The sequence below is a fragment of the Nitratireductor lacus genome (assembly GCF_056431025.1).
The window spans coordinates 52,991-75,884 of record NZ_JBWKMB010000017.1; the positions used below are offsets into that span (position 1 = coordinate 52,991).

The following is a 22,894-nucleotide window of genomic DNA, read 5'->3' on the forward strand; positions in this document are numbered from 1 at the left end:
GAACTCGCCCTTGAGAGAGCCTGACTGAAGACCTCGCTAAACCCTGTCACCCGAAGCATTTGCGCCTATGACGCCCGCTACCAGCGATGTCTTCAAAGCCAAAACCCGGCGGATTTCTCCGCCGGGTTCCGTATGTTTCTAACCGCGCATCTTAGAAGTTGCGCTGGAAGCGAACAAAGCCGCTCCAGTTGTCTTCGTTGCCGAACGGCGTGTCGAGCTTGCCGTAGTTGACGGCGAGCTTGGCGTCGAAGTTCTCGACGATCTCATAGTCGACCGTGACACCGGCGCTGAGGAAGTTCACGTCGCCACCCGCAAGCGCGGAAACAAAGTCGTTGCCGACATTGTCATAGTACTGAGCGCCGATCGAGGCTTTCAGCTTCGGCGTGAACTTGTAGCCAATGAGACCACCGACGGACCACTCCGAACCGAAACGGATCGTGGACGGGATGCCCGTGCCAGTCACGTTGAACGGGTCGGTCGAGTAGAAGTTGATGCCGCTCTCATAGGTAGCGATTGCTTCGGCGAACAGACGCTCGGTCAGGTTAGCCTTCACGATTGCCTTGAGCGCGAATTCTTCAGCCGTTGCATCGTAAGCGGCGTAGAGGTCTGCGGAACCCCAGCCCTGAGCGATGCCGACCTTACCGACGAAGTTCGGCGTGTAGTCGTAGTTCTTGTCGGCTTCTTCAAGAGCGAGCGTTGCGGTAACGCCATTGCCGGCAACAAACGTGTAGCTGATGAAGTGAACGCGATCGCCACCGCCGCTATCGAACTCACCGGAGAGGCCAGCGTCGTAGAGCGTGTCAGAGAGACCCATGGAAAGGCCACCAAGCGAGATGATCGCCTGCTGAAGGCCAACGCTGGAACCCACACCAAGCGACAGAGCGTCACCGTCGTTGACACCAGCAGCCGGAAGCGGACCAGCAGTGGTCGCCCAAGGCGTTGCAGAGCCAGCCGGGGTGTAGCCAGCATTGTTGCTGGTTGCACGGAACTTGATGAAAGCGCCAAGCGTGCCGTACTCGGTCTCGGAGCGGGCGTCGATGTTCAGCTCACCGCGAGCATACTTGTCCCAGCCGTCATCATTCTCATCCCAGTTGATCTGGTAACGGACCATGCCGCCGATCTTCAGGCAGGTCTCGGTGCCGGGGATGTAGAAGAAGCCTGCGCCGTAGACGTCGCAAACGCGCACATATTCCATCGGCTCCGGCTCGGGGACGACGATCGGGTCGGCCGCCTTGGCGCCGGTTGCAGCAGCTGCGAGAGCTGCGGAGCCAATCAGAAGGCTCTTGAGTTTCATGTTCTGACCTCCAGTCAGAATCGTAAGAAACAACCTTCAACACCTAGGGGGAATAGAGTTAAAGTATTGGAATAATTCATGAAACGCCGGCCTCGATGGGCCGGCGCACGATTTTCGGAAACAGCAACAAAACCGCCACGGGGAATTCAACGGAGGGTTCGGGAGGTGTCCCAAACAAGGCGCCAGAGGCCGCGACTGCTGCCCGGGCTTTCGCCCGCCCCAGCGGGGGCGTCGGGCGAAGCGAGACTGCCGTGAGCGAGAAAAATGGCGGAGAGGATGGGATTCGAACCCACGAGACCCTTTTGAGGTCTACTCCCTTAGCAGGGGAGCGCCTTCGACCACTCGGCCACCTCTCCGGCGAAAGGCTGGATAAAGAAAACCGGCCGCACAATCAATACGGCATTCGCGATTCCGTGCTTTATTATAAGGAAATTCTGCATCCCGTCCGGCGCACGATGGGCGGCTGCGTGGATCACCGGAAATCGCGGCAGGGAATCGCCAGGCCCAAAACCGGTGATTCCGTTTCAATTTGACTCGATTCGTCCCCAGACTACGGTAAAACCACCCCCCGGAACGCGTTTGTTATGCCGATATCCGGCTTCCAAGTGTTAAGAAAGACTTACCCGGCGGCTCAGATCGTGTCATTTGTGCAACAGCCATTCCGGATAGACGACCGTCAGGGGGGCTTGCCGCGTAATCGCGGTTGAACCTGGCGTCCCCATGAGTAATGTCAGGCTCGGAAAGGGGGCGCGAAAGCGCGAACTTTTCTTTTCTTGGGGATGGGGCAGGGAACGCTGTCCTTCAGCAAAATACCCAGACCCGCATTTAGAACTTTGACTGGAGGTCAGAACATGAAACTCAAGAGCCTTCTGATTGGCTCCGCAGCTCTCGCAGCTGCTGCAACCGGCGCCAAGGCGGCCGACCCGATCGTCGTCCCCGAGCCGGAGCCGATGGAATATGTGCGCGTTTGCGACGTCTACGGCGCAGGCTTCTTCTACATCCCCGGCACCGAGACCTGCCTGAAGATCAGCGGCATGGTCCGTTACCAGATCGGTTACTCCGACGGTGACTTCGGTGACTCCGAGGGCTGGGACAAGTATGCTCGCGGCGAGCTGAACATCGATGCACGCTCCGAGACCGAGTACGGCACGCTTGGCGCATGGATCAAGTTCCGTGGCACGAGCGGTTCTGAGGCCCCGGCGTCCGCTCCCGGCTTGAACGACGGCGATGCATATTCTGCAGGCGTGACCACCTCGGGTGTGAACCTGCAGCAGGCAGTGATCTCGCTTGGCGGCCTCTCCATGGGTATGTCCGACTCGATCTGGGATACGGGTCTCCACGGCGAGCAGGACCGCGGCTTCTTCCCTTATTCGCGCGTTCACTTCATCGGCTACAACTTCGCAGCAGGCAATGGCGTCACCTTCGCCGTCATGCTCGAAGAAGCTGATAAGAACTACGACTGGACGCCGAATGTTGTCGGTAAGGTCGGCATCGCACAGGGCTGGGGCTCCGCAGACCTCTATGCCGCTTACGATGCAACGGCTGAAGAATTCGCGATCAAGGGTATCGTCAAGGCGAACCTCACCGACCGCTTCTTCATCCAGGGTCTTGCGCAGTACGAAAGCGGCGTGAGCTTCTACTCGGTCAATCCGCTTGACGGCATCGTTTCCGGTCTCGCGATCAATCCGGGCGCAGAATGGTCGCTCGCTGGTGTGATTGGCTTCAAGGCCACGCCGAAGCTGACCGCTTCTATCGGTGGTGCGTACTACAGCGATGTTGGTCATGGCCTCGGTACGGTTCTCGTCGGTGGTGACATTGACGCCTGGAATGTTGGCACGACCATCGACTACGAGATCGTCGAGAACTTCAACGCGAAGCTCGCAGTCAACTACACCCAGTTCGACACGCCGGCTGGCGATGCCGATCAGTTCCACGGCTTCCTGCGCTTCCAGCGCGACTTCTAATCAGAAGAGCCGTATAGCTTGAAGCGGGGCCCGGCATTTGCCGGGCCCCGTTTTTTGTGCTGCGTGTCGCGGTCGAAGACCGCAAAGCGATTTCACACTTGCCGGGCTTGATGTAGGGTCGCCGCGTTCAATCAGAGAAAGCACAGACCAGACACGGCCCATGACACGACGCCCACCGCTTACCCCACTTGCACAATCCCTCCCTTCCACCGTGCCCTTCGTGGGACCGGAAACGCAGGAGCGCGCCGCAGGACGCCCATTTCGCGCCCGTCTCGGTGCCAATGAGAACGGCTTCGGCCCCTCGCCCCGCGTGATCGAGGCCATTGGGCGCGCGGCGCATCATGTCTGGAAGTATGGCGACCCGGAGAGTTCCGACCTGCGCGCGGCGCTGGCCAGCGAGCATGGTGTAAAGCCGGAGAACATCGTCGTCGGAGAGGGCATTGACGGGCTTCTGGGCCTGGTCGCGCGCCTTTACATCGAGCCTGGCACGCCCGTCGTTACCTCGCTCGGTGGCTATCCCACCTTCAACTATCATGTCGCCGGCTTCGGCGGCCGGCTGGTGACGGTGCCCTATGCGGGCGATTACGAGAATCTCGAAGGTCTGCGCGAGGCGGCCATCGCCGAAAACGCGCCCCTCGTTTATCTCTCCAACCCAGACAATCCGATGGGCACCTGGTGGGAGGCGGACGAGGTGCAGCGCTTTATCGAATCGCTGCCTGAAACAAGCATGCTCATCCTCGACGAAGCCTATGGCGAGACCGCGCCGGCGGGCGCCCTGCCCCGCTTCGAGCCGGACCGGCCCAATGTCCTGCGCATGCGCACCTTCTCCAAGGCCTATGCACTGGCCGGGATGCGCTGCGGCTATGTGATCGGCGAGCCCGAGACCATTCGCGCCTTCGACAAGATCCGCAACCATTTCGGCATGCCGGGCGTCACGCAGGCAGCAAGCCTCGCCGCGCTGCAGGACAAGGCGTATCTTCATACAACACTCGAGCGGGTCAGCGCCTGCCGGGATCGCCTCGCGGCAATCGCCGCCGCGAACGGGCTGACCTCCATCCCCTCGGCGACCAATTTCGTGGCCATCGACTGCGGCGGCAGGGCCACTGCCGAGGCGGTGATGCAGGGGCTGCTCGAGCGCGATGTCTTCGTTCGCAAACCGGCAACGCCGGGGCTCGACCGCTGCATACGCGTCAGCGTCGGCCCGGACGATGAAATCGATGTGTTCGAGGCGGCTTTCGCCGAAGCGCTGGCTGCGGCACACAACCGGCGCTGAGGATGGGGGGCAGGCCGGCGTCGGCACTTCGCGACGCTTCACCACCCCTCACCACAGCGCTCTGTCAGGCAGCCAGTGCAGCGCGTGTCCTGCCGATCATCAGGGCGGCTTTTGCCGCTTCGCGCCCCTTCTCGACGAAATGCGCGCGATAGATTGCCGTGTGGTGCTCGGTCGGCTGGAAATGATGCGGCGTCAGCGAGACGGAAAGAACCGGAACGCCCGTATCGAGGCCCGCGCGCATCAGCCCGTCGACAACGGCCTGCGCGACGAAGTCATGGCGGTAGATCCCACCATCCACGACGAAAGCGGCGGCAGCGACGGCTGCATAACGGCCAGAGGCTGCAAGATCGCGCGCGACGAGCGGCATCTCGAAGGCGCCCGGCACGTCAAACACGTCAACCTGATCGGCCGGGATAAGCTCGCAAAAGCCTTCGAGCGCGCGGTCGACAATGTCGGCGTGCCAGTTGGCCTTGATGAATGCATAGCGGGTGTGTGTCATCGTGATCTCCTTTCGCAACGGACACGTCACCCAAGGCGATCACGGGCGATGGGCCGCCGCCGAAGAACCGGCACACGGACACCGCGCGTTCTCTTCCATCCGGACTGTCACCGTCGGCCCAGGAGTTTCACCTGATCTGCTGACCCTCTCCGCAGTCTCGCGAAAAGGCGCTCGCGGGCTTGCGGCCAGTGCCGCTTACCGCCGGTGGGGAGTTTCACCCCGCCCTGAGAACAAGGCGAAGATAAGCACGGGACCGGCCCGGGGCAAGACGCAAAATGCGGGTTGACGGTGTGTCTTCAAATGCGGCGGAGATGGTTGTCCCAGGCAGGAGCGGCCGGATCGACGGCGCGAACATTTTCGAGCGGCGCATCCGGGCCGGTGCGGACGATTGCGCCCCGCCCGCTGGTGCCCAGAAGACGATGACTGGAGAGTGGAGCGAGCCCGCAGCCATCCTTCAACGGGCGTTCGCCAAGGCACCGGCCTGTCCCGGCATCCCAGAACACGGCGAGCCCGCCGCGCGGCGACGAGGTGGCGACGATCTCGCCGGAAGCATCGGTTGCAACGGAGCCCACGTAATTGTCGAGGGCCTTCAGGGTCGTCTCCGGACCCGTGAAAAGCTCGATCGCCCTGCCGCGGCGGTGACGGCCGACCAGAGGCGGTCGTGCTTCGTCCTCGCCCTGATACTGGGCGCCGAACCAGACGGCGCCGAACCGGTCGAGCGCCATGTGGCGGATGGAGAGTTTGTGCAGTTCGGGTGCGAGCTTCGCCTGCTCGATCATCTCACCGGTTTCAAGGTCGACATAGGAAAGGCTCGGCTTCATCGTCGCCAGATTGAGTTTGACCCGCTCATAGTCGGGATGGGTGAGAATGCCGCCATTGGCGATGCAAAGCGTCCTGCCGTCCGCCAGGAGGATCACCTCATGCGGGCCGATGCCACCGGTCTCGAACTCGCCGATGCGGCGGAACTCGGCAGTCGCGTCGTAAAGACCGGTGATGCCGCGTTCGCCTTCGTAGTCATTCTCCGTGGCCAGAAGCAGCCTGCCGTCCGGGGTAAAGACGCCGTGTCCGTAAAAATGGCGGTCAGGGGGTGGAGCGAAGGCCAGCGGCGCGCCCTTGCCGTCGACCGAGAAGGCAATGGCAAAGCGGCCCGGCGAACGGGCAAAGGCGACGGCGCGGCGGCGCGGTGCATCGATGGCAAAGGAATGCCCACGCGCCTCCAGCGGCAGGACAAGCCGGTCACGCCCGCTCGCGTCGATCACCGCCGCCTCAAAACCGCCCGCGTTGAGCCGGGCGCCCAGAAACAGCGCCTCCTCATCCGCCCTGGCGTGCTTTGGGCCGAAAGCTGCGGCAGTGCTCGCAAGGGCCAGAAATGTCCGCCGATCAATCTCCATCGAGCGCATTGAACCCCATCACCAGTCCGAGTGCGCCGGAAAGCTCGCCGTTGAGCGTGTGCTTCGCCCCTTCCATGGCGATGGTCGCATAGGAGATGCGGCCGCGGTCCGGTTCTTCGGAGAAAGCTGTTTCCGGTGCCGTTTCGACCGCAAGCAGGGTCTCCCGGGCGTGCGAGAGATCGAAGTCCATGCCACGACCATAGGTATTGACGAGGTCGGACGGGCCATCGACGAAGCCTGCCACGGCGACGAGCTTCTGCACGCCTTCGATTTGGGCTGCAACGAAAGCGAAGGTCTGGCCGCTGCGCCAGAACGGCGCGCGTTTGCCACGGGCTTTCTCCACGGTTTTGCCGAGTGCCGGCAGAAGTTCGGCATTGCGGGCAAATTCCAGCGCCGTGCCGGCGGCCTTGACGATCTCTCCGGCCACTTCCGCACTGGAGCGGTAGGGATCGCGGTCGGCGGCGGGCGCGGTGAAGGCCATGCGGAAGCTGGTCCCCTCGGCCCATGCCTCCTCCAGCTCCGCGGCAAGACCGGCGATGTTGGCGGAAATTGCCTCAGCGTATGCGCAGCGCCTTGCGTCCTTAGCCAGCGCATCTCCGCCCGTTCCGAAGAGCACATAATCGAGTGCCGGCAGGCCCTGCAGCGCAACGCTCTGGCCGGTGAGATCGTCCGGCAGGGGCTCCTCGGAGGCGAGCAGTCCCTGCACCTGGCGCAAGGTGACGCCGCGCGGATCCGGCCAGAAGAAAATGCGTTCGAACCGATTTTCCGCCACCAGCGGCCCGAAGCGCAGGACCGAGACATGCGCAAAGGCCGAAAGCGTGTTGGCAAAGCCCGCATGAACGGCAATCAGATCATCTTCAGGCGTGCCGTTGCAGGCCTTTTCGAGTGCCTCAGACAATGCGCTGCTCGTCTCCCGAAAGCGGGTCAGCGCCGGGGTTACATAGCCCTCAACAACCCTGCTTCCAATGTCGGGGGCGATCGTGTCCGGCGTGTCCTGCGCAAAAACCGGGATCGTCGAAAGGCACAGGATCAGAACAGATCGGGAAAGACGGGCATGCATCAAAGGTCTCCATAGCCGAGTTCTTTGTGCTGGCTGTCGCACCGAGGGGAGAGGAGATGTGCGAGGGCTGGCCGGAAGCCGGAGCTGGCTCCCTTGCTTCCGGCTTAACCCCGACAGGGCGCAGGGACAAGGGCATCAGCCCCCGTTTGGTAAAAGTTGATCGCGCAGGACGGGGAGCCTGAGCCCGTCATAGCCGGTAAGAGGCTCCGCGTTCCAGAGCCCGTTCAGCACCGCCTCTTCCGCCGTCTCCACGGCGGCAAGAAGAAACGGATCGAGCTGCGCCTCGGCCAGCCGCTCGACAGTGTCGATCTCGCTCTCGATGGAAAGCCTGTTGGCAGTGGAAAAGGCCAGAGCCACATCGCCGCTCTGGTCGCCCCAATAGCTTCCAAGCCGACCCAGCGCCGCACCCGCCCGCCGCGCGATGCGGGCAAGCTGGCGTGAATCGAGTGGCGCATCGGTGCCATAGACGATGATGACGGAGCCCCTGTCCTGCGGATCGGCCCGACCCGGCTCCGGGGTCTCAATGCGTTTTCCCAGAAGCCTGAGATCGCCCGGCCGCCCGAAATTGGAAAGGACGAGGACACCCAGGGTGTGCGTGCGACCGGAAGGCAGCGCGACACGCCGCGACGCGCTGCCTATGGCGCCGGCAAAGCCGAAGGTGCGCATGCCGGTGCCGGCTCCCACCGTGCCCTGCGCGAATTTCATTTCTGCTGCGGCCATCGCGTCATTCGCCATGGCTTCTGTGACGGCCAGCGCCTGTATGTCGCTGACACGCCCGTCATTGCACTCCAGAACCAGCGGGTTGACCGTCGGGCGGCTGCGACCGATTTCAGGGTTTTGCGCAATCGCCCGGCGGATCAGCGCCACGGTGCAGGCGGCAACGCCGAATGTGTTGGTCAAAAGGATTGGCGTTTCGATGCGACCCAGTTCGGCAAGCTGCATCAGGCCGGCACTCTTGCCGAAGCCATTGAGCACCGCAAGGCCCGCCGGCACCGGGTTGCGGAACAGATCGCCATCGTGCGGAAAGATCGCGGTAACGCCGGTGCGCGCGGTCTTCTCCCGATGGGTCCGGTGCCCGACGGTCACGCCCGGCACATCGGCGATGGTGTTGGCGGGGCCCGCCGGCAGGTCCCACCATGAGCCTGCCCTGTCGAAGATGCGATCCGTCATGCCAAGGCCGCCGCCATCAGTGAGAAGCCTGAGAGGATGCCGATTGCCTCGGCATGGTTCCTGGCACCGAAGCGTATATCCAGCGCGCCGATGCGCTCCGCAAACGGCATGAGCGCCGCAGCGTCCGCAAAGAGCTGCTTGCTGAAACTGACATCAATCGTGAGCGGGGCCCTGCAGGGCGCTTCCACAACGGCGTCTGCCGCCCGTTCAACGGCCCCGCACACCTCCTGCTCGATCTTCTCACGCGCCTCGCCCGGCGAAAGGCTTTCGGCGGCCGCGGCGTTGATGCAGCGTTTGACAGTGATCGAGCGGGCGGCGGGAAACTGCTCGGCGATCTCGGTTTCAAGCCGGTCATCGCCGCTGACGGCAAGCAGCGGCACGCCGATTTCCGCCGCATGACCGGCAAAAAGCGTCGGCTCGCCCGCCCGCACTCCGTTCACCTCTATGCGGCGGAAGGCAAGACCGCTGATCGTGTGCGCGAGAACACCGAAATTGTCGGCTGCCGCATGGTAGCCTATCAGCACGGCGCCGGCATGGTCGGCATGAATGCCTTCGATCATGGACAAAGGCCGCGCCCGGCCCGAGACGACACGGGCACGCGGATCGAGCTGATCGACGATCATGTTGCGCATCGGCCCATGCGAATCGGCAACGGTCACCGCATCCGCACCGCCAGCAAACGCTCCGCGAATGGCGGCATTGGCCTCTTCGGTCATGAGACGTCGCGCCACCTCATATTCGGGGTTGCCGCGCTGGCCCTGAAGAGCCTCATTGACGCCGGCCACGCCTTCGATGTCGACCGAAATGAAGATGTGCATGTGAAGGTCCCCAAAGTGAATCGCCGGCATTCGACTTGAAAAGCCCGGTGATTTCCAGCCCCACTACCGCACGGAAACGAGGCCAGGGGCTTGCGGGTCGACCTGTAGCGTGCAAAACAGGAATAGCGTTCGGGCAACCTGCCGCAGGCGGTTCATCCGCAGAACGTCAAAGCCCCCTCATTTCCTTCCCCCCGCCCCCAGCGCAGCGCCACTGCGTCTGCTCACCGGTGCTTTCCTCCCCCTTCTTTCCGGCGCTTCGACCGCCATCCTTCATTTCACTCATGGAGAAACTCATGTCTTCACGGCTTTTTCTGCCGGTGCTTGCACTGGTCGTTTTCTTCGTCGGTGCGACGGAATTCATGATCGCGCCAATGCTGACACCAATTGGAACGGCCTTCGGTGCATCGCCCGCCGCTGCCTCCTGGCTGATATCCGGCTATGCGCTTTCCTATGCGCTTGGCGCGCCGCTCATCGGGCTCATCGCGCACCGGATCGACCGGCGAATGCTCCTTGCTGTCGCGCTGGCGCTTCTTGCCGCCGACGGGCTCGCCGTGGCGTTTGCCCCGACGCTTGGCATCGCCATTGCCCTTCGTGTGCTCGGCGGTGTGGCGGCGGCGGCGCTGATCCCCGCCGTTTTTGCCCTGATTGCCGACAGGCTCCCGGAGGCGCGCCATGCTGAGGCCATGGGGCTCGTGATGCTCGGCATGACGGCCGGAATTGCCCTCGGCCCCGCACTCGCGGGCATTCTCACGCAGGTTTTCGGATGGCGTGCGCCGTTTCTGGCAACTGCCGCCGGCTGCCTTCTGCTGATATTTCCGGTCGGCCAGGTTCTCCGGTTCGATGGAGAAACACATGCGATGGCGGTTCGACCGTGTTTCAAAGGCCCGAAACGCGATGTTCTCACGCTCCTTGCGGCAAAGGCTCTCTGGAACGGGGCAGCGGTCGCGGCCTTCGGTCTCAGCGGTGAAATGCTGCGCGAGCGCTTTGCGACAGACACACTTCAGACCGGCCTCTCGGTCGGCGTCTTCGGTGTTGGACTGGCGATCGGCAATTTTTCAGTCGGCGTTGCCAAACGGGTGCTTCGCGGCGATCAGGGGCTGCTTGTTGCCGCCGTTCTGCTGCTGGTCCTCACCTTCGCCGTGTTCCTGTTCGCACCGCTCCCGCTTGCAGGAGCACTCCTTTGTCTTGGCGGATGGGGCGTGGCGCTGGGTTTTGCCGCACCTGCCAGCACGGCACTGATCGCACAGAGGGCCGGCGATGCACGGGGGTTTGTTCTCGCACTCTCCGAAAGCGCCAACAATCTGGCGCTTCTTGCCGTTCTGTCCGTCGCAGCCTTCACCCTTCAGACCACGGGCCCGATCGCCGCGGGCATGGTGCTTGCGGGCGGGCTTGCGACGGGAACAGCGCTGCTTTTCCTGGACATTTTGGTCCAGAAGCGCGCGGTAAATCGCGGCAATGGCTCTTGTGAGCGGGTCTATAGTCGCTAGGTTCAGGACCACCAGAAGATAACGTTCAGAGAAATATTCAGGCAATGACTTTCCAGACTGATTTGAATGATGCCGTTCTCCTGCCGGTCGATTTCCAGCAGGCCTTCGACAGCCCTCCCTGGCCGCAACGCTGGAACAATAATGTCGACCGGAATGCCCTCGCCCTGCTCGCGGCGTGGCGGAAGGCGGGGCGGCCCGTCATTCACGTGCGCCATGATTCCGTCGAAACCGGCTCCACCCTTCGCCCGGGGGAACCTGGCCATGCGATGCGGCCGGGCTTCGAGCCGCTGCCCGGCGAGCAACTCGTGACCAAGAGCGTCAACTCCGCGTTCATCGGAACCGATCTCGACCTCAGGCTGCGCCGGCTTGGCGCGAAAACGGTGGTCACCTGTGGCATTTCCACCGACATGTGCGTCTCGACCACCATCCGCACGGGCGCCAATATGGGGTGGGCAATGATGCTGGTGGAGGATGCCTGCGACTGTTTTGCGCTTCCGGATGGCAAGGGAGGCACAGTCAGCGCCGAAGACGTGCACCGCGCCCACGTGGCGACACTCGGCTTCGAGTTCTGCAAGGTCACGTCGACTGACACGCTTTTGGAAGCGCTGTGAACCGAAGCGGGAAAATTCTGGAACCCCGGCCCGGCAGTCGCGTTCTAACTGCAACGGAGCCGCCCGTGTCAACCGGGCATGACGGTATGGAGAACAGGGCCGATTTTCCCGGTTTCCCGCCCTGGCATCAACGCATTGGCATACGTGCTTCTGTCCCGTCCGCGCGGCTCCGTTTTCTCCCCAAGCGCAAAGACCGCCCTGCCCCGTCATCCCGGATATGAAGGTGACCAAGCTCTCTGTCCGCGTCTCTCCCTTCTTGAATTAATTGAACGTTCGTTTTATTATTGCGGAAAGGGAGGTTCCATGGCGCGAACGACCGGCTCTGACGGTGAAAAGACGGAAGCGGCGATCCGCGAGGCGGCGCTGGAGCTCATCGCGCGGCTTGGCTTCGAGGCGATGTCGATGCGCCAGCTTGCGGGCCAGGTCGGTGTGCAGGCAGCCGCGCTCTACCGCTATTTTCCGACCAAGGAAGAACTGCTCTACGCGCTCATGTGCGAGCACATGGAAAACCTGATCGCTTCCTGGGGGGAAGTGCGTCCTGCAACTGGCTCCGAACAAGAAAAGCCGGCAGGACGCCTTGCAGCATTTGTCGAGAACCACATCCGCTTTCATCTTTCGCGCCGCAACGCCACCCATGTGAGCAATCTGGAACTGCGCAGCCTCTCCGAGGAACGTCTACGGCACATTCTGGGCCTGCGCAGCCAGTATGAAGGCGAGCTGCGGCGCATTCTGGCAGACGGCCAGCGCGAAGGGGTGTTCCGCATCGACGATGTAGCGCTGACGGCGATGGCGATCATTCAGATGATCACGGGCGTGATTGTCTGGTTCCGCCCGGAACTGCGACTTTCCGAAGATGAAGTCGCCGCTAATTATCACACCATGACCATGCGCCTTGTGGGCGCTGAGACGTGACCGGAGGAGACCGATGTACACCGGATCAATGAATTTCGGGCTTGGCGAGGACATCGACGCGCTGCGGGAGATGACGCATCGCTTTGCACAGGAAAAGATCGCGCCGTTGGCGGAGAAGATCGACGAGAGCAACGAGTTTCCCGCCCATCTCTGGCAGGAAATGGGTGCGCTCGGCCTGCTCGGCATGACGGTCGATCCGGACTATGGCGGCTCGGGGCTCGGCTATCTGGCGCATGTGGTTGCGATGGAGGAGATTTCGCGCGCATCCGCTTCGGTCGGCCTCTCCTATGGCGCCCATTCCAACCTCTGCGTAAACCAGATCCGCCGCTGGGGGAACGACGCGCAGAAGGAAAAATACCTCCCCGCCCTGTGCTCGGGCGAGACCGTGGGTGCGCTGGCCATGTCGGAGACGGGTGCGGGGTCGGACGTCGTCTCCATGAAACTCAGGGCGGAAAAGCGCAATGACCGCTTCGTCCTCAACGGGTCGAAAATGTGGATCACCAACGGCCCGGATGCGGGCACGCTGGTGGTCTATGCAAAAACCGATCCCGCCGCAGGGCCGCGTGGCATCACCGCCTTCATCATCGAGCGCGATATGAAGGGGTTCTCCGTCGCCCAGAAGCTCGACAAGCTCGGCATGCGCGGCTCCAACACGGGCGAACTGGTGTTCGAGGACGTCGAAGTGCCGTTCGAGAACCTGCTCGGTGAAGAGGGCAAGGGCGTCAACGTGTTGATGTCCGGGCTCGATTATGAGCGTGTGGTGCTGGCCGGCGGGCCGGTCGGCATCATGGCTGCCTGTCTCGACGTGGCCGCGCCCTATGTGCGCGAGCGCGAGCAATTCGGACAGCCGGTCGGTTCCTTCCAGCTTGTGCAGGGCAAGCTCGCCGACATGTATACGGCGATGAACGCCTGCCGCGCCTACGTCTATGCCGTGGCGTCCGCCTGCGACCGGGGCGAGACGACCCGCAAGGATGCGGCCGGCTGCATCCTCTATGCGGCGGAGAAAGCGACCCTGACGGCGCTTGACGCGATCCAGCTTCTGGGCGGCAACGGCTATGTGAACGAGTTCCCCGCAGGACGGCTTCTCAGGGACGCAAAGCTCTACGAGATCGGCGCGGGAACGAGCGAGATCAGACGCTGGTTGATCGGGCGCGAGATGATGTCGGAGGCTTGAAACCCTTGCCGCCGCACGTCATCACCCTACCTGCCGGCAAAATATATAGGTTGCCTTCACTTCAATCTGTTGCATCCCGTGCGCATGATGCGCTTTGTGGGCGATGCAGCCGTTCAGTCATGAATGTTCATAGCCAGGGTAAGGACCCGCAAAGGTCGCAGGAGATCGCATGACCGTCCTTCAATCGCAGCTTTCCCCCTCCTCCGACGCATACAGGGCCAATTTCCAGCGCATGGAGGCGCTGGTGGCCGAGATGGCCGAGAAAGCCACCGTGATCGAGCGAGGCGGATCGGACGAGGCGCGTGAACGTCACGTCAAGCGTGGCAAACTTCTGCCGCGCGAACGGCTTGGGCAATTGCTCGATGTGGGCGCGCCTTTCCTTGAGATCGGCCAGTTCGCCGCCTTCGACATGTATGGCGGGGACATTGCCTCCGCCGGCCTGATTGCCGGTGTGGGACGCATCGAGGGGCGCGAATGCGTCGTCGTCGTCAACGACGCCACAGTGAAAGGCGGCACCTATTATCCGCTGACGGTCAAGAAGCATCTGCGCGCGCAGGAGATCGCGCTGGAAAACAACCTGCCCTGCATCTACCTGGTGGATTCAGGTGGCGCCAATCTTCCCAACCAGGACGAAGTGTTTCCCGACCGGGATCATTTCGGCCGCATCTTCTACAATCAGGCCAACATGTCGGCGAAGGGCATTCCGCAGATCGCCTGCGTGATGGGGTCGTGCACGGCCGGCGGCGCCTATGTGCCGGCAATGAGTGACGAAACGGTGATGGTGAAGGGAAACGCCACCATCTTCCTCGGCGGCCCCCCGCTCGTGAAGGCGGCCACCGGCGAGGTGGTGACGGCGGAGGAACTCGGCGGCGCGGAGGTGCATACACGCGAATCCGGCGTTGCCGACCACTATGCGCTAGACGATGAGCATGCGCTCGCGATCGTGCGGCGCATCGTCAAAAACCTGAATCGAAAGAAGAGCATATCGCTCGATCTTCGCAAACCGGTTCCACCGGTTTACGACCCGCACGAGATCTATGGCATCATCCCCGCCGATACCCGCCAGCCCTACGATGTGCGCGAGGTGATCGCACGCGTGGTGGACGGCTCCGAGTTCGATGAGTTCAAGGCCAACTACGGAACCACGCTTATCACCGGCTTTGCCCATATTTACGGAATTCCGGTGGGCATTCTGGCAAATAATGGCGTGCTTTTCTCCGAAAGTGCCCTGAAAGGCGCGCATTTCATCGAATTGTGCTGTCAGCGGAAAATTCCGCTTGTCTTCCTCCAGAACATCACCGGCTTCATGGTCGGACGCAAATATGAGGCCGGCGGTATCGCGCGCGACGGCGCCAAACTGGTGACGGCGGTCGCAACTGCGCAGGTGCCCAAAGTGACGGCGATCATCGGCGGCTCGTTCGGTGCCGGCAACTACGGCATGTGCGGCCGGGCCTATTCTCCCCGCTTCCTCTGGATGTGGCCCAATGCGCGCATTTCGGTGATGGGCGGCGAGCAGGCGGCAACCGTGCTTTCCATCGTCAAGCGCGAAGGCATCGAGCGCAAAGGCGGGCACTGGAGTGCGGAGGAAGAGGCCGATTTTCGCAGGCCCATTCTGGAGAAATACGAGCGTGAAGGCCACCCGCTCTATTCGAGCGCGCGGCTTTGGGATGACGGCATTGTCGACCCCGCAAAGACACGCGAGGTGCTTGCCCTCTCGCTCGGCTCTGCGCTGAATGCGCCGGTCGGCGATACGAAGTTCGGTGTTTTCAGGATGTAGGATTTTGAACTGGCGGCGTCAGTTGCTGCGCTGCCTGTCACCATTGATGAACTCCATCACCAGGCGATGGACATTGCCGCCATCGCCCATCTCGACCCGATCGAATTCGCGGCTGCGCTGACGCTGTTCCTCTGACAGGCGGCCAAGATGCTCCTGCAGTTTCGCCCGCACCTTCCGACAACCCGGATCATTCTCTGCACGCAGGCCGACGGATACGGCCTCGATCTTCTTCACCATGTCGGTGATGATCTCTCCGTGGACACGCTCATGGGTTCGCACACCATCACTGAAGCGCTCCCACGCCGCCTGCGTCTGTGGGGAAAGGCTGCCTGAAACCTGTGGCAGGCGATAGGTGATGATCAGCTTCGGTTTCGCCGATGCCAGAACGCAGGCACCGTCATCGCGTGGCCGATAGTCCCGGCGCCAGGTCAGCTTGAAATCCGTGTAGGCGATCACCCGGCGCACGCCAAGCTTTGGTCCGCGTTCGCCGATGGACCTGTAGAGATCGAGAGCCGTCGAGCCGGAAATCGTGTAGGGCTCGATGCGCTCGACCGGCTTCCAGTCAGCCAGCGCCACACCTGGCAAGAACGCCACTGCCGCGGCTGCATACGCCCAGCGGATATTGACCAAATCCAGTGCCCCCATAATATCCGGCGCTTCCGACCGAATTGCTGCAACTGAAATAACAGACCGCCAGAGCTTCGGAAAGGAAGCCCTGGCGGTTTAGCGTCCCGCGACTTTCGACAACGACTTTGTCCAAATGAGGACAGGTGCTCTCGCTTTCGGAGATGAAGTGGCGGGCGCCTCCCCCCTCGAGCGACGCCCGCCTCGGGCCTCAGAACTTCCCGACCACGTTCAGGAAGGCTCCGCGGTCGTCCAGCGTCAGATCACGGAGATCGTCTGAGAAGCGCCCGAAATTGTAACCCGCACCGACTTTGAAGTTGTTGCCAACATGCCGGTAGAGGGCTGCGAGGGCGCCGTAGTCCATGGACTCGATCTCCGGAAGATAGAATGCCCGCCCCTCAATCATCGCATCCCAGTTCTTGACCACATGCAGGTCGGCACGAAGGATGCCAAGATGAGCCGACGACTTCTCCCAGTTGCCCATGGAGTTGCTGCCGTCACGGCTCCTTGCGCGGATTTCGCCGAGACGCATACCGTATTTGCCGCCAATGGAGAGCCATGGCAGGAGATCGTAGGTTAGGTCAGCAGAGACGATATGACTGCGCTGAAGCGGCCCGTTCGTCGAACGCGACATGCTGCTGATCTGGTCATTGCCGGGAAGGTTGTAAAGATATGTATACCGGAGCAATGCGTTCAGCAGGTCGTTGTCCACCGGGCGATAGGCGTATCCCAGGGATCCCTCGATATAGTCGCCATTGTAGTAAGTTCCGTTTGGCGTCTGTGAAATGACGGCATCGACGCTTCCGAGCACCCGGCCGTACCCGTCGTGATCCATTGCCGCACCAGCACTCATGACATAGGTGTTGCGGTTTCGCGTTTTATCATCAGACCGCTCGAAGCGGGCTTCGCCGCGGACGCGTGCGCTGACACCCATCTCCTCATCCTTGAAACCGACTCCCAGCGAACCCGCGTAGCGTTCGAAATCGGCGTATTGCGATCCCGTAGCGGGATTGATGCGGTCATCCTCGATATTGCCGGCTTCGACCCCACCATCGAACGTCCATGCAACATCCGGCGTGTAGATGACGCCATAGCGTTGCGCCAGCGAGTTGCGGCGTCCGAAAAGATCGACATCCGCTTCCGAATAGGCCGAGACCACATCGCTCATGCGCTTCTTCACACCGGCGACCACGGCCCCATGGTCACGACCCTGAAGGTCATAGCCATAGCTGCCATCGGTAGCGCGATCAGGATCGAGACGGTAGCCGATGTAATAGTGATCTTCTGGTGTCGGATCGTAAGTCAGAGCTGCGAGACCGCCTATTCCCGACTTGCCCCAGGATACCTCACCCTCGGCACCGAGCTTTTCACTCAGACGCACTTCGGCACCAACGCCATAACGATCATTCTTCGCAATATTTCCTTTCCGGTCGATCGTGCCCTGCACGAAACCATAATAGAGGTAATCGTCATCCTGCCGATAGTCGACGCGCAGACCTGCATCCAACCGGGTGCCGTCATAGCCGGACTTGCCTGATGCTATCGCTGCCGGCGAATGAAGCTTCGAATAGGCGATGCCGAATGCCGCTTTCCAATAGGCGTCAAACGCGTAGCTGACTTCCAGCTCTGCATCGCTATGTTCCCGCCCCTCATCGTTCTGATAATCGTCATAAGACAGTTTGAGGTTCATGCTGGCGCTCAAAGGGATTTCGGCTTCGGCGCCCCAGCTGCGTTCGTCAGCATCTACCTGTTCGGTCACGCTGGAGAAACCGGCCTCCTTCTGCTCGTAGTAGCCGCCAAGTCTGCCGGCAGTGCCGAGCAAACGGAAATCCTTGAAGGCCATTTGTCCGCGTAGGCTCCAGGCTTTCGCAGACAGTCCCTCACGCCCTGCCGTATCCTGATCGGCCAGGGTCAGACCACCATCCGTCGAACGCGACAGGCCAAAACCAGGGCCCTTCGAATAAGCGATCTCGCCGTCGATATAGGTATCATCGGAACGCTGAACCCTGAGATCTGCGCCATAGGCAGTCTGGTCAGACAGACCCGTTGAGTCCTTGATCCCCGTTGCGCCCAACCGGACACTCTTTCCGAGCCAGGTCTGCGCGCGGCCGCCATAGACATAATTCTCCATGTCGCCAGCGCGCGCGCGGTATTCGTACTGCGCGACCATATAGGCCTTGAGACCACCCAGTGCGCCGTCACGAACCGCACCGTCATCAATGGAACCGGACGACAGAGGTGCATCGAGAATGACGACACCCTGCAGATAGTCGATCGTATAATCTTCACCGTAGACCAGCGCCCGCCGTTCGATGACCCGGCCTGTGACCTTGTCCCGGTATTCGATATGCAGCGTTTCCGAGCCTTCGATGATGCGCTGCCGCTTGAGGAAATAGGCTGATCCGCCCGTTCCCAGGAACTCGTCACGCTGCGGCAATGTATCAGGTTTGGCTGCAAAGGCCGTGGCTTCGAATTTGGGCTGACCATTCGCGGTGTTGCCCGCCGAGCGGAGGACCATCTCGGCACCATAGAGGCCGCGATCCACCTGCAGGAAGCGCGTGCCTGAAATCTTGGTCTTGTAGTTGCCCCACATCACATGGCTTTCACCACGCTGCAGGCGCACATAGAATTTCCCGTTTGTCGGCGCGTCCTCTACCGACGTGGAATCATCCCCATACACTGGATAATATTTGTCGGGATCAATGCGACGGAGGAGTTCCCTTGGGTCTCGGGCATCGAGATCCTTAAAAAGGTTCTTCACCTCGTTTTCACCGGTATCGGCTGCTGCTGTCAGAAGGAACTTTCCCTTGATCTTGCCGCGGAGATAGAATGCCAAGCGGCCCGAGTTCCACACACTGTCGAACTCACCCGCCCGTACCTCCTCGATGCCGCTGTCTCCCGTTCGCTTGCCGATGGTGAAATCTGCAAGGGCGACGTAGAACCAGTCGTTTGTCGGTATGTTGACATCCCGGCTGAAGTAAAGTCCGCCCGACTTCGAGCCACCGTCAACGGCAACGTCGACCACATGCTGGCCCGGTGGCAGAATGCGCTGGGTAACAAAAGTTCCCTTTGGGTCGAGTGGAACGAGTTCGTCGAAAGCGACGATGCCGTATCCTTGGGGAACATTCTTGCCATAGACCGTTATCGCACCGCCATAGACTGGAATGTTGCGGAAGGCGGTCCGGTCTTCCGCATTGCCCGGCGCCACGCCATATCCGGAATCGGATAGGAACTCGCCACGAGTGCTGGCGATGGTCATCGGCACCGTTTCATCGAAGCGGCCCCTGGCATCGTAGACACGCAGCACATAGCGGAATTCGCGGCCGCTTTGCACAGGCATGACCCAAGCAGCTTCATCATTTACGTTGATCGGAACGACGGCTACAGGCTTGTTGGCCCAGGCAACGTTGTTCTCATAGATGCGAACTTCCGCCCGACTGATGAACGCCGGATAGTTGGACGTCGCGTAGAAGCGGACGGGTTCGCCTTCCCGAAAAATGCGTTGTACGGGCACGGTCGATACGTTGAGCAATGGCTCCGCATCCAGCCCGTCGAACTTGATCTGGATATCCACTGAGTTGAGATCGAGATCCGTCTTGCGCTGCCTGTCGACGGGACGTGCGTTGGGCGAGACGCCAAACATACCCTCGTTTGTGATCTGGCCGCTTTCATCGACGACCTGACCATCAACAGAAATGACGAAGGGTAGAGATGGTCGATCGCCGGGACCGGCGCGCTCCGTATTCTCACCGATCCGCAACTTTCCCACGGAGCTGTTGTCCATCATCTTACCGCGCATCGCGGCAGGACAGGCAACACCACCACAGTTCCCGTCCAGATCGACCAAGGGCGGCAGGTCGTCACCCTTGTATACGGGAGCACCGTCACCTGGCACGACCATGGGGGCGCCTCCGACTGTACCTCCTCCCATGGGGGCGCCTCCGACGATGCGGGCGTTCTGTCTCAGGGGAGATGGAGAGAAGATCGGAGGTTCGGGGATCGGCTCTGCCCCCTGCATGTCTGCTGCTAAGAGCGGGCCGATTTGCAGAGTAGCCGAAATCGATACAAGACTACTTGCAAACAGAAAGCGGGATGGTGAATATTTCATCATGGAATTTCCATCTATTATCTGCTGACAAGTTCAGCGAATTGCTCCGCTTCACGCCTCCGAACGTCCCAAACTCGCTTTCGTACGCGCGGCCGCTACGGCTTCCGGTGGACGCAGTTCCACGGATCCGCTTTTTCTTGCCTGTTGTGTTGCTACCCTTTCACCGGAAGGCCATGCTCTCCCGACATCAAAACGCTTTGCTGCTACTCGAGCTGCTCAAACGCGCGTACAGAATCTCGGCACTAGAATGCGTTGAACACGAACTGGCCGTTCATGAATTCTCCCGGTCGAACCAGTCAAACACGCCACCGACACCAGTTCCTTCGGGCTACACGCAGCAGTATTCCTCGCTCCGGGAAACGGGTCATCTGCACAACATCGAAACCTGCGTCTGACATGAAGCCCGGCCGAAAACCCCCGGAACTCTTGCAGAAACATATTTGAATGACGCAGATAGGATACAGTTGTTTTGGGTATTCTTACCGGATTCCCGATCTGGAAATACTGTATTGCTTACCCAGAATCTGGAGCTGGTATGCAAAATAGCCCACGGCTAAAGGACCATCAGCGATGGTACGGCGTTCCCGCACTCACCGACGCCAATGCTCTTCCACACGTAGCGCCCATTTCAGCGACAAGAATGGCGGTTTGAGCAGATTTCCCGCCACAAAACACGCTCAACGCATTATGGTGTCCCTGCTTCGTAGGAGGAACGCTCTGCATGTTTGACAAGATTCTGATCGCCAATCGTGGGGAAATTGCTGTCCGGATCATCCGAACCGCCAGGCGCCTGGGGATTGCCACGGTTGCGGTCTATTCCGACGCGGATCGAGGCGCGCTGCATGTGCGCATGGCCGATCAGGCGGTGTGCATCGGCCCGGCTCCGGCGACCGAGAGCTATCTCGATGGCGACAGAATTATCGCCGCCGCGCTTGAAACCGCAGCGCAGGCCATCCACCCGGGCTATGGCTTTCTCTCGGAGAACCCCGACTTCGTCGAGAAGGTGGAGGACGCCGGCCTGATCTTTGTCGGCCCGTCGTCGCAGGCCATTCGCGCAATGGGACTGAAAGACGCCGCAAAACGGCTGATGGAAAAAGCGGGAGTGCCGGTGGTTCCCGGATATCACGGCGATACGCAGGCGCTAGTCGCGCTCGCTTCCAAGGCCAATGAAATCGGCTATCCGGTTCTGATCAAGGCGCGGGCTGGCGGCGGCGGCAAGGGCATGCGTCTGGTGTCCGATCCCGATGCGTTCCCGGATGCTCTGGCCGCGGCCCAAAGGGAAGCAAAGGCTGCCTTCGGCGATGAGCGCGTGCTGGTCGAAAAGTATATCCAGACACCCCGGCACATCGAGGTGCAGGTTTTTGGCGACAGCCACGGAAATGCCGTCCATCTCTTCGAACGCGACTGCTCGGCCCAGCGCCGTCATCAGAAGGTGATCGAGGAAGCCCCCGCGCCCGGCATGAACGAAGAAACGCGGACGGCGATGACCGAGGCCGCCGTGAAGGCTGCCCGGGCCATTTCCTATAGCGGTGCCGGCACGATCGAGTTCATTGTCGATGCATCGGAAGGACTGCGACCGGACCGGTTCTGGTTCATGGAGATGAACACCCGGCTGCAGGTGGAACACCCGGTGACGGAGATGATTACGGGTGTCGACCTGGTGGAATGGCAATTGCGGGTGGCGGCGGGCGAGCCCCTGCCACGCACACAGGACGAAATCACGGTGAGCGGCCATGCGGTGGAAGCCCGGCTCTACGCCGAGGATGCAACGCGTGACTTCCTGCCGGCAACCGGAACGCTGCACCATTTGCGGTTTCCCGATGGCATCGAAGCCGCACGATTGCGCATTGATGCGGGCGTCGCGGAAAAGGATGCCATAACCCCGTTCTACGATCCCATGATCGCCAAGCTGATTGTCCATGCGCCCACACGGGAGGAGGCGATTGAGGGGCTCGCCGACGCGCTCGAAAAGACCGAGATCGCCGGCTCGACCGTCAATCTCGGCTTTCTGACACGGCTTCTGCGCGACGATGATTTCTCTGCCGGGCGGCTGGAGACCGGCCTGATCGGACGCAAGCAGGACGTTCTGACCAAAACTGCCCCTCTTAAGGCGCGGCATCTTGCGGCAGCCATCGCAGCAACGAGCGGAGCCGCATCTTCAGAAGATGCATCCGATCCGTTTTCAGCAATTTCGGGTTACGGCCATTTCGGGCCGCTCGTTCACAAACGGACGCTGGTAAACGGTGAAGAGGCGGTAGAAGCCCGCGTGGCGGCGCAGGCCGATGGCGCGCTGGCAATTCACCTTGGTGACGATGAAGCCAGCCGGCCAATCATCGTGCACCGCGACGACCCCACCCGCATCGCTTCATGGCCGGGCCACATCACGGTGTTCGAGGGCGCGGATGCGCTGACGCTGAAGGTGCCGGACCGGCTGCAGGCCGCCGAGGAAAGCGGCGGCGGCGACCGGCTCAGAGCACCGATGCCCGGGCTGGTGAAGCTGGTGCGCGCATCGGTCAACGAGACGGTCCAGAAGGGTCAGCCGCTACTGGTACTCGAAGCGATGAAGATGGAGCACACCATCACCGCGCCGCATGACGGCGTCGTCGCCGAAATCGCGACCGAAGGTCTGCAGGTCAATGACGGCGCGATGCTCGTCCGCTTTCAGGAAGCAGAGTAGACTCGCGCAAGCGTAAAGGCGCCCTGCGTTCAGGACCCGGCCCGTTTCAGACCGG

At 61.5% G+C, this 22,894-nt stretch carries 16 protein-coding genes, 1 tRNA gene and 1 riboswitch; of the genes, 8 read left to right on the forward strand and 9 right to left on the reverse strand.

Annotation, left to right across the window (positions count from 1 at the left end; translation table 11 throughout):
• Nucleotides 1–151 precede the first annotated feature (151 nt).
• Together AC07E3_RS15380 and AC07E3_RS15385 are read right to left on the reverse strand one after the other, a co-directional pair.
• Nucleotides 152–1,294 (reverse strand): porin, encoded by a 1,143-nt coding sequence (locus AC07E3_RS15380; RefSeq protein ID WP_336065715.1) that lies wholly within the window; start codon nt 1,292–1,294, stop codon nt 152–154.
• Nucleotides 1,295–1,559: 265 nt separating this feature from the next.
• A tRNA-Ser gene (locus AC07E3_RS15385) sits at nt 1,560–1,650 on the reverse strand.
• Between the two features lie 495 nt (nt 1,651–2,145).
• On the opposite strand from AC07E3_RS15385, the gene AC07E3_RS15390 reads away from it, so the two are divergent.
• Both AC07E3_RS15390 and AC07E3_RS15395 read left to right on the forward strand, forming a co-directional pair.
• On the forward strand, nt 2,146–3,258 hold the full coding sequence (locus tag AC07E3_RS15390) for a porin (RefSeq protein WP_478363109.1): 1,113 nt from the start codon (nt 2,146–2,148) through the stop codon (nt 3,256–3,258).
• Between the two features lie 160 nt (nt 3,259–3,418).
• Nucleotides 3,419–4,531 (forward strand): pyridoxal phosphate-dependent aminotransferase, encoded by a 1,113-nt coding sequence (locus tag AC07E3_RS15395; protein ID WP_478363111.1) that lies wholly within the window; start codon nt 3,419–3,421, stop codon nt 4,529–4,531.
• Nucleotides 4,532–4,595: 64 nt separating this feature from the next.
• Here the strand turns inward: AC07E3_RS15395 and AC07E3_RS15400 are convergent, their stop codons facing one another.
• The 5 genes from AC07E3_RS15400 to AC07E3_RS15420 all read right to left on the reverse strand — a co-directional run bounded on the left by AC07E3_RS15400 (nt 4,596) and on the right by AC07E3_RS15420 (nt 9,469).
• Complete coding sequence (locus AC07E3_RS15400; protein WP_007008472.1) at nt 4,596–5,030, reverse strand: 6,7-dimethyl-8-ribityllumazine synthase; 435 nt, start codon at nt 5,028–5,030, stop codon at nt 4,596–4,598.
• 83 nt (nt 5,031–5,113) lie between these two features.
• Nucleotides 5,114–5,266: riboswitch (FMN riboswitch) on the reverse strand.
• Nucleotides 5,267–5,326: 60 nt separating this feature from the next.
• Nucleotides 5,327–6,430, reverse strand: a complete 1,104-nt coding sequence (locus AC07E3_RS15405) for a DUF1513 domain-containing protein (protein WP_478363113.1) — start codon at nt 6,428–6,430, stop codon at nt 5,327–5,329.
• Complete coding sequence (locus tag AC07E3_RS15410; RefSeq protein WP_478363115.1) at nt 6,411–7,481, reverse strand: imelysin family protein; 1,071 nt, start codon at nt 7,479–7,481, stop codon at nt 6,411–6,413. Before AC07E3_RS15410 ends, AC07E3_RS15405 begins: the two co-directional genes overlap by 20 nt.
• 135 nt (nt 7,482–7,616) lie before the next feature.
• The gene (locus tag AC07E3_RS15415) at nt 7,617–8,651 is read right to left on the reverse strand and encodes a P1 family peptidase (RefSeq protein ID WP_478363117.1); all 1,035 of its coding nucleotides are present in this window, start codon (nt 8,649–8,651) and stop codon (nt 7,617–7,619) included.
• Nucleotides 8,648–9,469, reverse strand: a complete 822-nt coding sequence (locus AC07E3_RS15420; protein ID WP_336065732.1) for a M55 family metallopeptidase — start codon at nt 9,467–9,469, stop codon at nt 8,648–8,650. Before AC07E3_RS15420 ends, AC07E3_RS15415 begins: the two co-directional genes overlap by 4 nt.
• Before the next feature lie 293 nt (nt 9,470–9,762).
• Between AC07E3_RS15420 and AC07E3_RS15425 the strand changes: the two genes are divergently transcribed.
• The 5 genes from AC07E3_RS15425 to AC07E3_RS15445 all read left to right on the forward strand — a co-directional run bounded on the left by AC07E3_RS15425 (nt 9,763) and on the right by AC07E3_RS15445 (nt 15,430).
• Nucleotides 9,763–10,956, forward strand: coding sequence for an MFS transporter (locus AC07E3_RS15425; protein ID WP_478363119.1), 1,194 nt, complete (start codon nt 9,763–9,765; stop codon nt 10,954–10,956).
• A 44-nt stretch (nt 10,957–11,000) separates the two neighbouring features.
• Nucleotides 11,001–11,567: a cysteine hydrolase family protein gene (locus AC07E3_RS15430; RefSeq protein WP_478363121.1), complete on the forward strand. Its 567-nt coding sequence runs from the start codon at nt 11,001–11,003 to the stop codon at nt 11,565–11,567.
• 303 nt (nt 11,568–11,870) lie between these two features.
• Nucleotides 11,871–12,479 (forward strand): TetR/AcrR family transcriptional regulator, encoded by a 609-nt coding sequence (locus tag AC07E3_RS15435; RefSeq protein ID WP_478363123.1) that lies wholly within the window; start codon nt 11,871–11,873, stop codon nt 12,477–12,479.
• A 13-nt stretch (nt 12,480–12,492) separates the two neighbouring features.
• Complete coding sequence (locus AC07E3_RS15440; protein ID WP_336065742.1) at nt 12,493–13,653, forward strand: isovaleryl-CoA dehydrogenase; 1,161 nt, start codon at nt 12,493–12,495, stop codon at nt 13,651–13,653.
• Between the two features lie 169 nt (nt 13,654–13,822).
• On the forward strand, nt 13,823–15,430 hold the full coding sequence (locus AC07E3_RS15445) for a carboxyl transferase domain-containing protein (RefSeq protein WP_336065744.1): 1,608 nt from the start codon (nt 13,823–13,825) through the stop codon (nt 15,428–15,430).
• A gap of 18 nt (nt 15,431–15,448) precedes the next feature.
• Here AC07E3_RS15445 and AC07E3_RS15450 read toward each other — a convergent pair whose 3' ends face one another.
• Together AC07E3_RS15450 and AC07E3_RS15455 are read right to left on the reverse strand one after the other, a co-directional pair.
• A complete protein-coding gene (locus tag AC07E3_RS15450) occupies nt 15,449–16,075 on the reverse strand; it encodes a DUF922 domain-containing Zn-dependent protease (RefSeq protein ID WP_336065747.1) in 627 nt (208 codons plus the stop codon).
• A 190-nt stretch (nt 16,076–16,265) separates the two neighbouring features.
• Nucleotides 16,266–19,955 carry an SRPBCC family protein gene (locus AC07E3_RS15455; RefSeq protein WP_478363125.1) on the reverse strand — a complete coding sequence of 1,230 codons (3,690 nt, stop codon included), beginning with the start codon at nt 19,953–19,955 and terminating at the stop codon, nt 16,266–16,268.
• Between the two features lie 928 nt (nt 19,956–20,883).
• On the opposite strand from AC07E3_RS15455, the gene AC07E3_RS15460 reads away from it, so the two are divergent.
• A complete protein-coding gene (locus AC07E3_RS15460) occupies nt 20,884–22,839 on the forward strand; it encodes an acetyl/propionyl/methylcrotonyl-CoA carboxylase subunit alpha (protein ID WP_478363127.1) in 1,956 nt (651 codons plus the stop codon).
• The last annotated feature ends 55 nt before the right edge of the window (nt 22,840–22,894 follow it).

Bases quoted from the DNA above. Each gene is read 5' to 3' on its own strand.
- AC07E3_RS15425 (WP_478363119.1), top strand. From the start codon at position 9,763: ATGTCTTCACGGCTTTTTCTGCCGGTGCTTGCACTGGTCGTTTTCTTC.
- AC07E3_RS15435 (WP_478363123.1), top strand. From the start codon at position 11,871: ATGGCGCGAACGACCGGCTCTGACGGTGAAAAGACGGAAGCGGCGATC.
- AC07E3_RS15440 (WP_336065742.1), top strand. From the start codon at position 12,493: ATGTACACCGGATCAATGAATTTCGGGCTTGGCGAGGACATCGACGCG.
- AC07E3_RS15380 (WP_336065715.1), bottom strand. From the start codon at position 1,294: ATGAAACTCAAGAGCCTTCTGATTGGCTCCGCAGCTCTCGCAGCTGCT.
- AC07E3_RS15445 (WP_336065744.1), top strand. From the start codon at position 13,823: ATGACCGTCCTTCAATCGCAGCTTTCCCCCTCCTCCGACGCATACAGG.
- AC07E3_RS15430 (WP_478363121.1), top strand. From the start codon at position 11,001: ATGACTTTCCAGACTGATTTGAATGATGCCGTTCTCCTGCCGGTCGAT.
- AC07E3_RS15415 (WP_478363117.1), bottom strand. From the start codon at position 8,651: ATGACGGATCGCATCTTCGACAGGGCAGGCTCATGGTGGGACCTGCCG.
- AC07E3_RS15400 (WP_007008472.1), bottom strand. From the start codon at position 5,030: ATGACACACACCCGCTATGCATTCATCAAGGCCAACTGGCACGCCGAC.
- AC07E3_RS15455 (WP_478363125.1), bottom strand. From the start codon at position 19,955: ATGGTCGTGCCAGGTGACGGTGCTCCCGTATACAAGGGTGACGACCTG.
- AC07E3_RS15395 (WP_478363111.1), top strand. From the start codon at position 3,419: ATGACACGACGCCCACCGCTTACCCCACTTGCACAATCCCTCCCTTCC.
- AC07E3_RS15450 (WP_336065747.1), bottom strand. From the start codon at position 16,075: ATGGGGGCACTGGATTTGGTCAATATCCGCTGGGCGTATGCAGCCGCG.
- AC07E3_RS15460 (WP_478363127.1), top strand. From the start codon at position 20,884: ATGTTTGACAAGATTCTGATCGCCAATCGTGGGGAAATTGCTGTCCGG.
- AC07E3_RS15390 (WP_478363109.1), top strand. From the start codon at position 2,146: ATGAAACTCAAGAGCCTTCTGATTGGCTCCGCAGCTCTCGCAGCTGCT.
- AC07E3_RS15410 (WP_478363115.1), bottom strand. From the start codon at position 7,481: ATGCATGCCCGTCTTTCCCGATCTGTTCTGATCCTGTGCCTTTCGACG.
- AC07E3_RS15420 (WP_336065732.1), bottom strand. From the start codon at position 9,469: ATGCACATCTTCATTTCGGTCGACATCGAAGGCGTGGCCGGCGTCAAT.
- AC07E3_RS15405 (WP_478363113.1), bottom strand. From the start codon at position 6,430: ATGCGCTCGATGGAGATTGATCGGCGGACATTTCTGGCCCTTGCGAGC.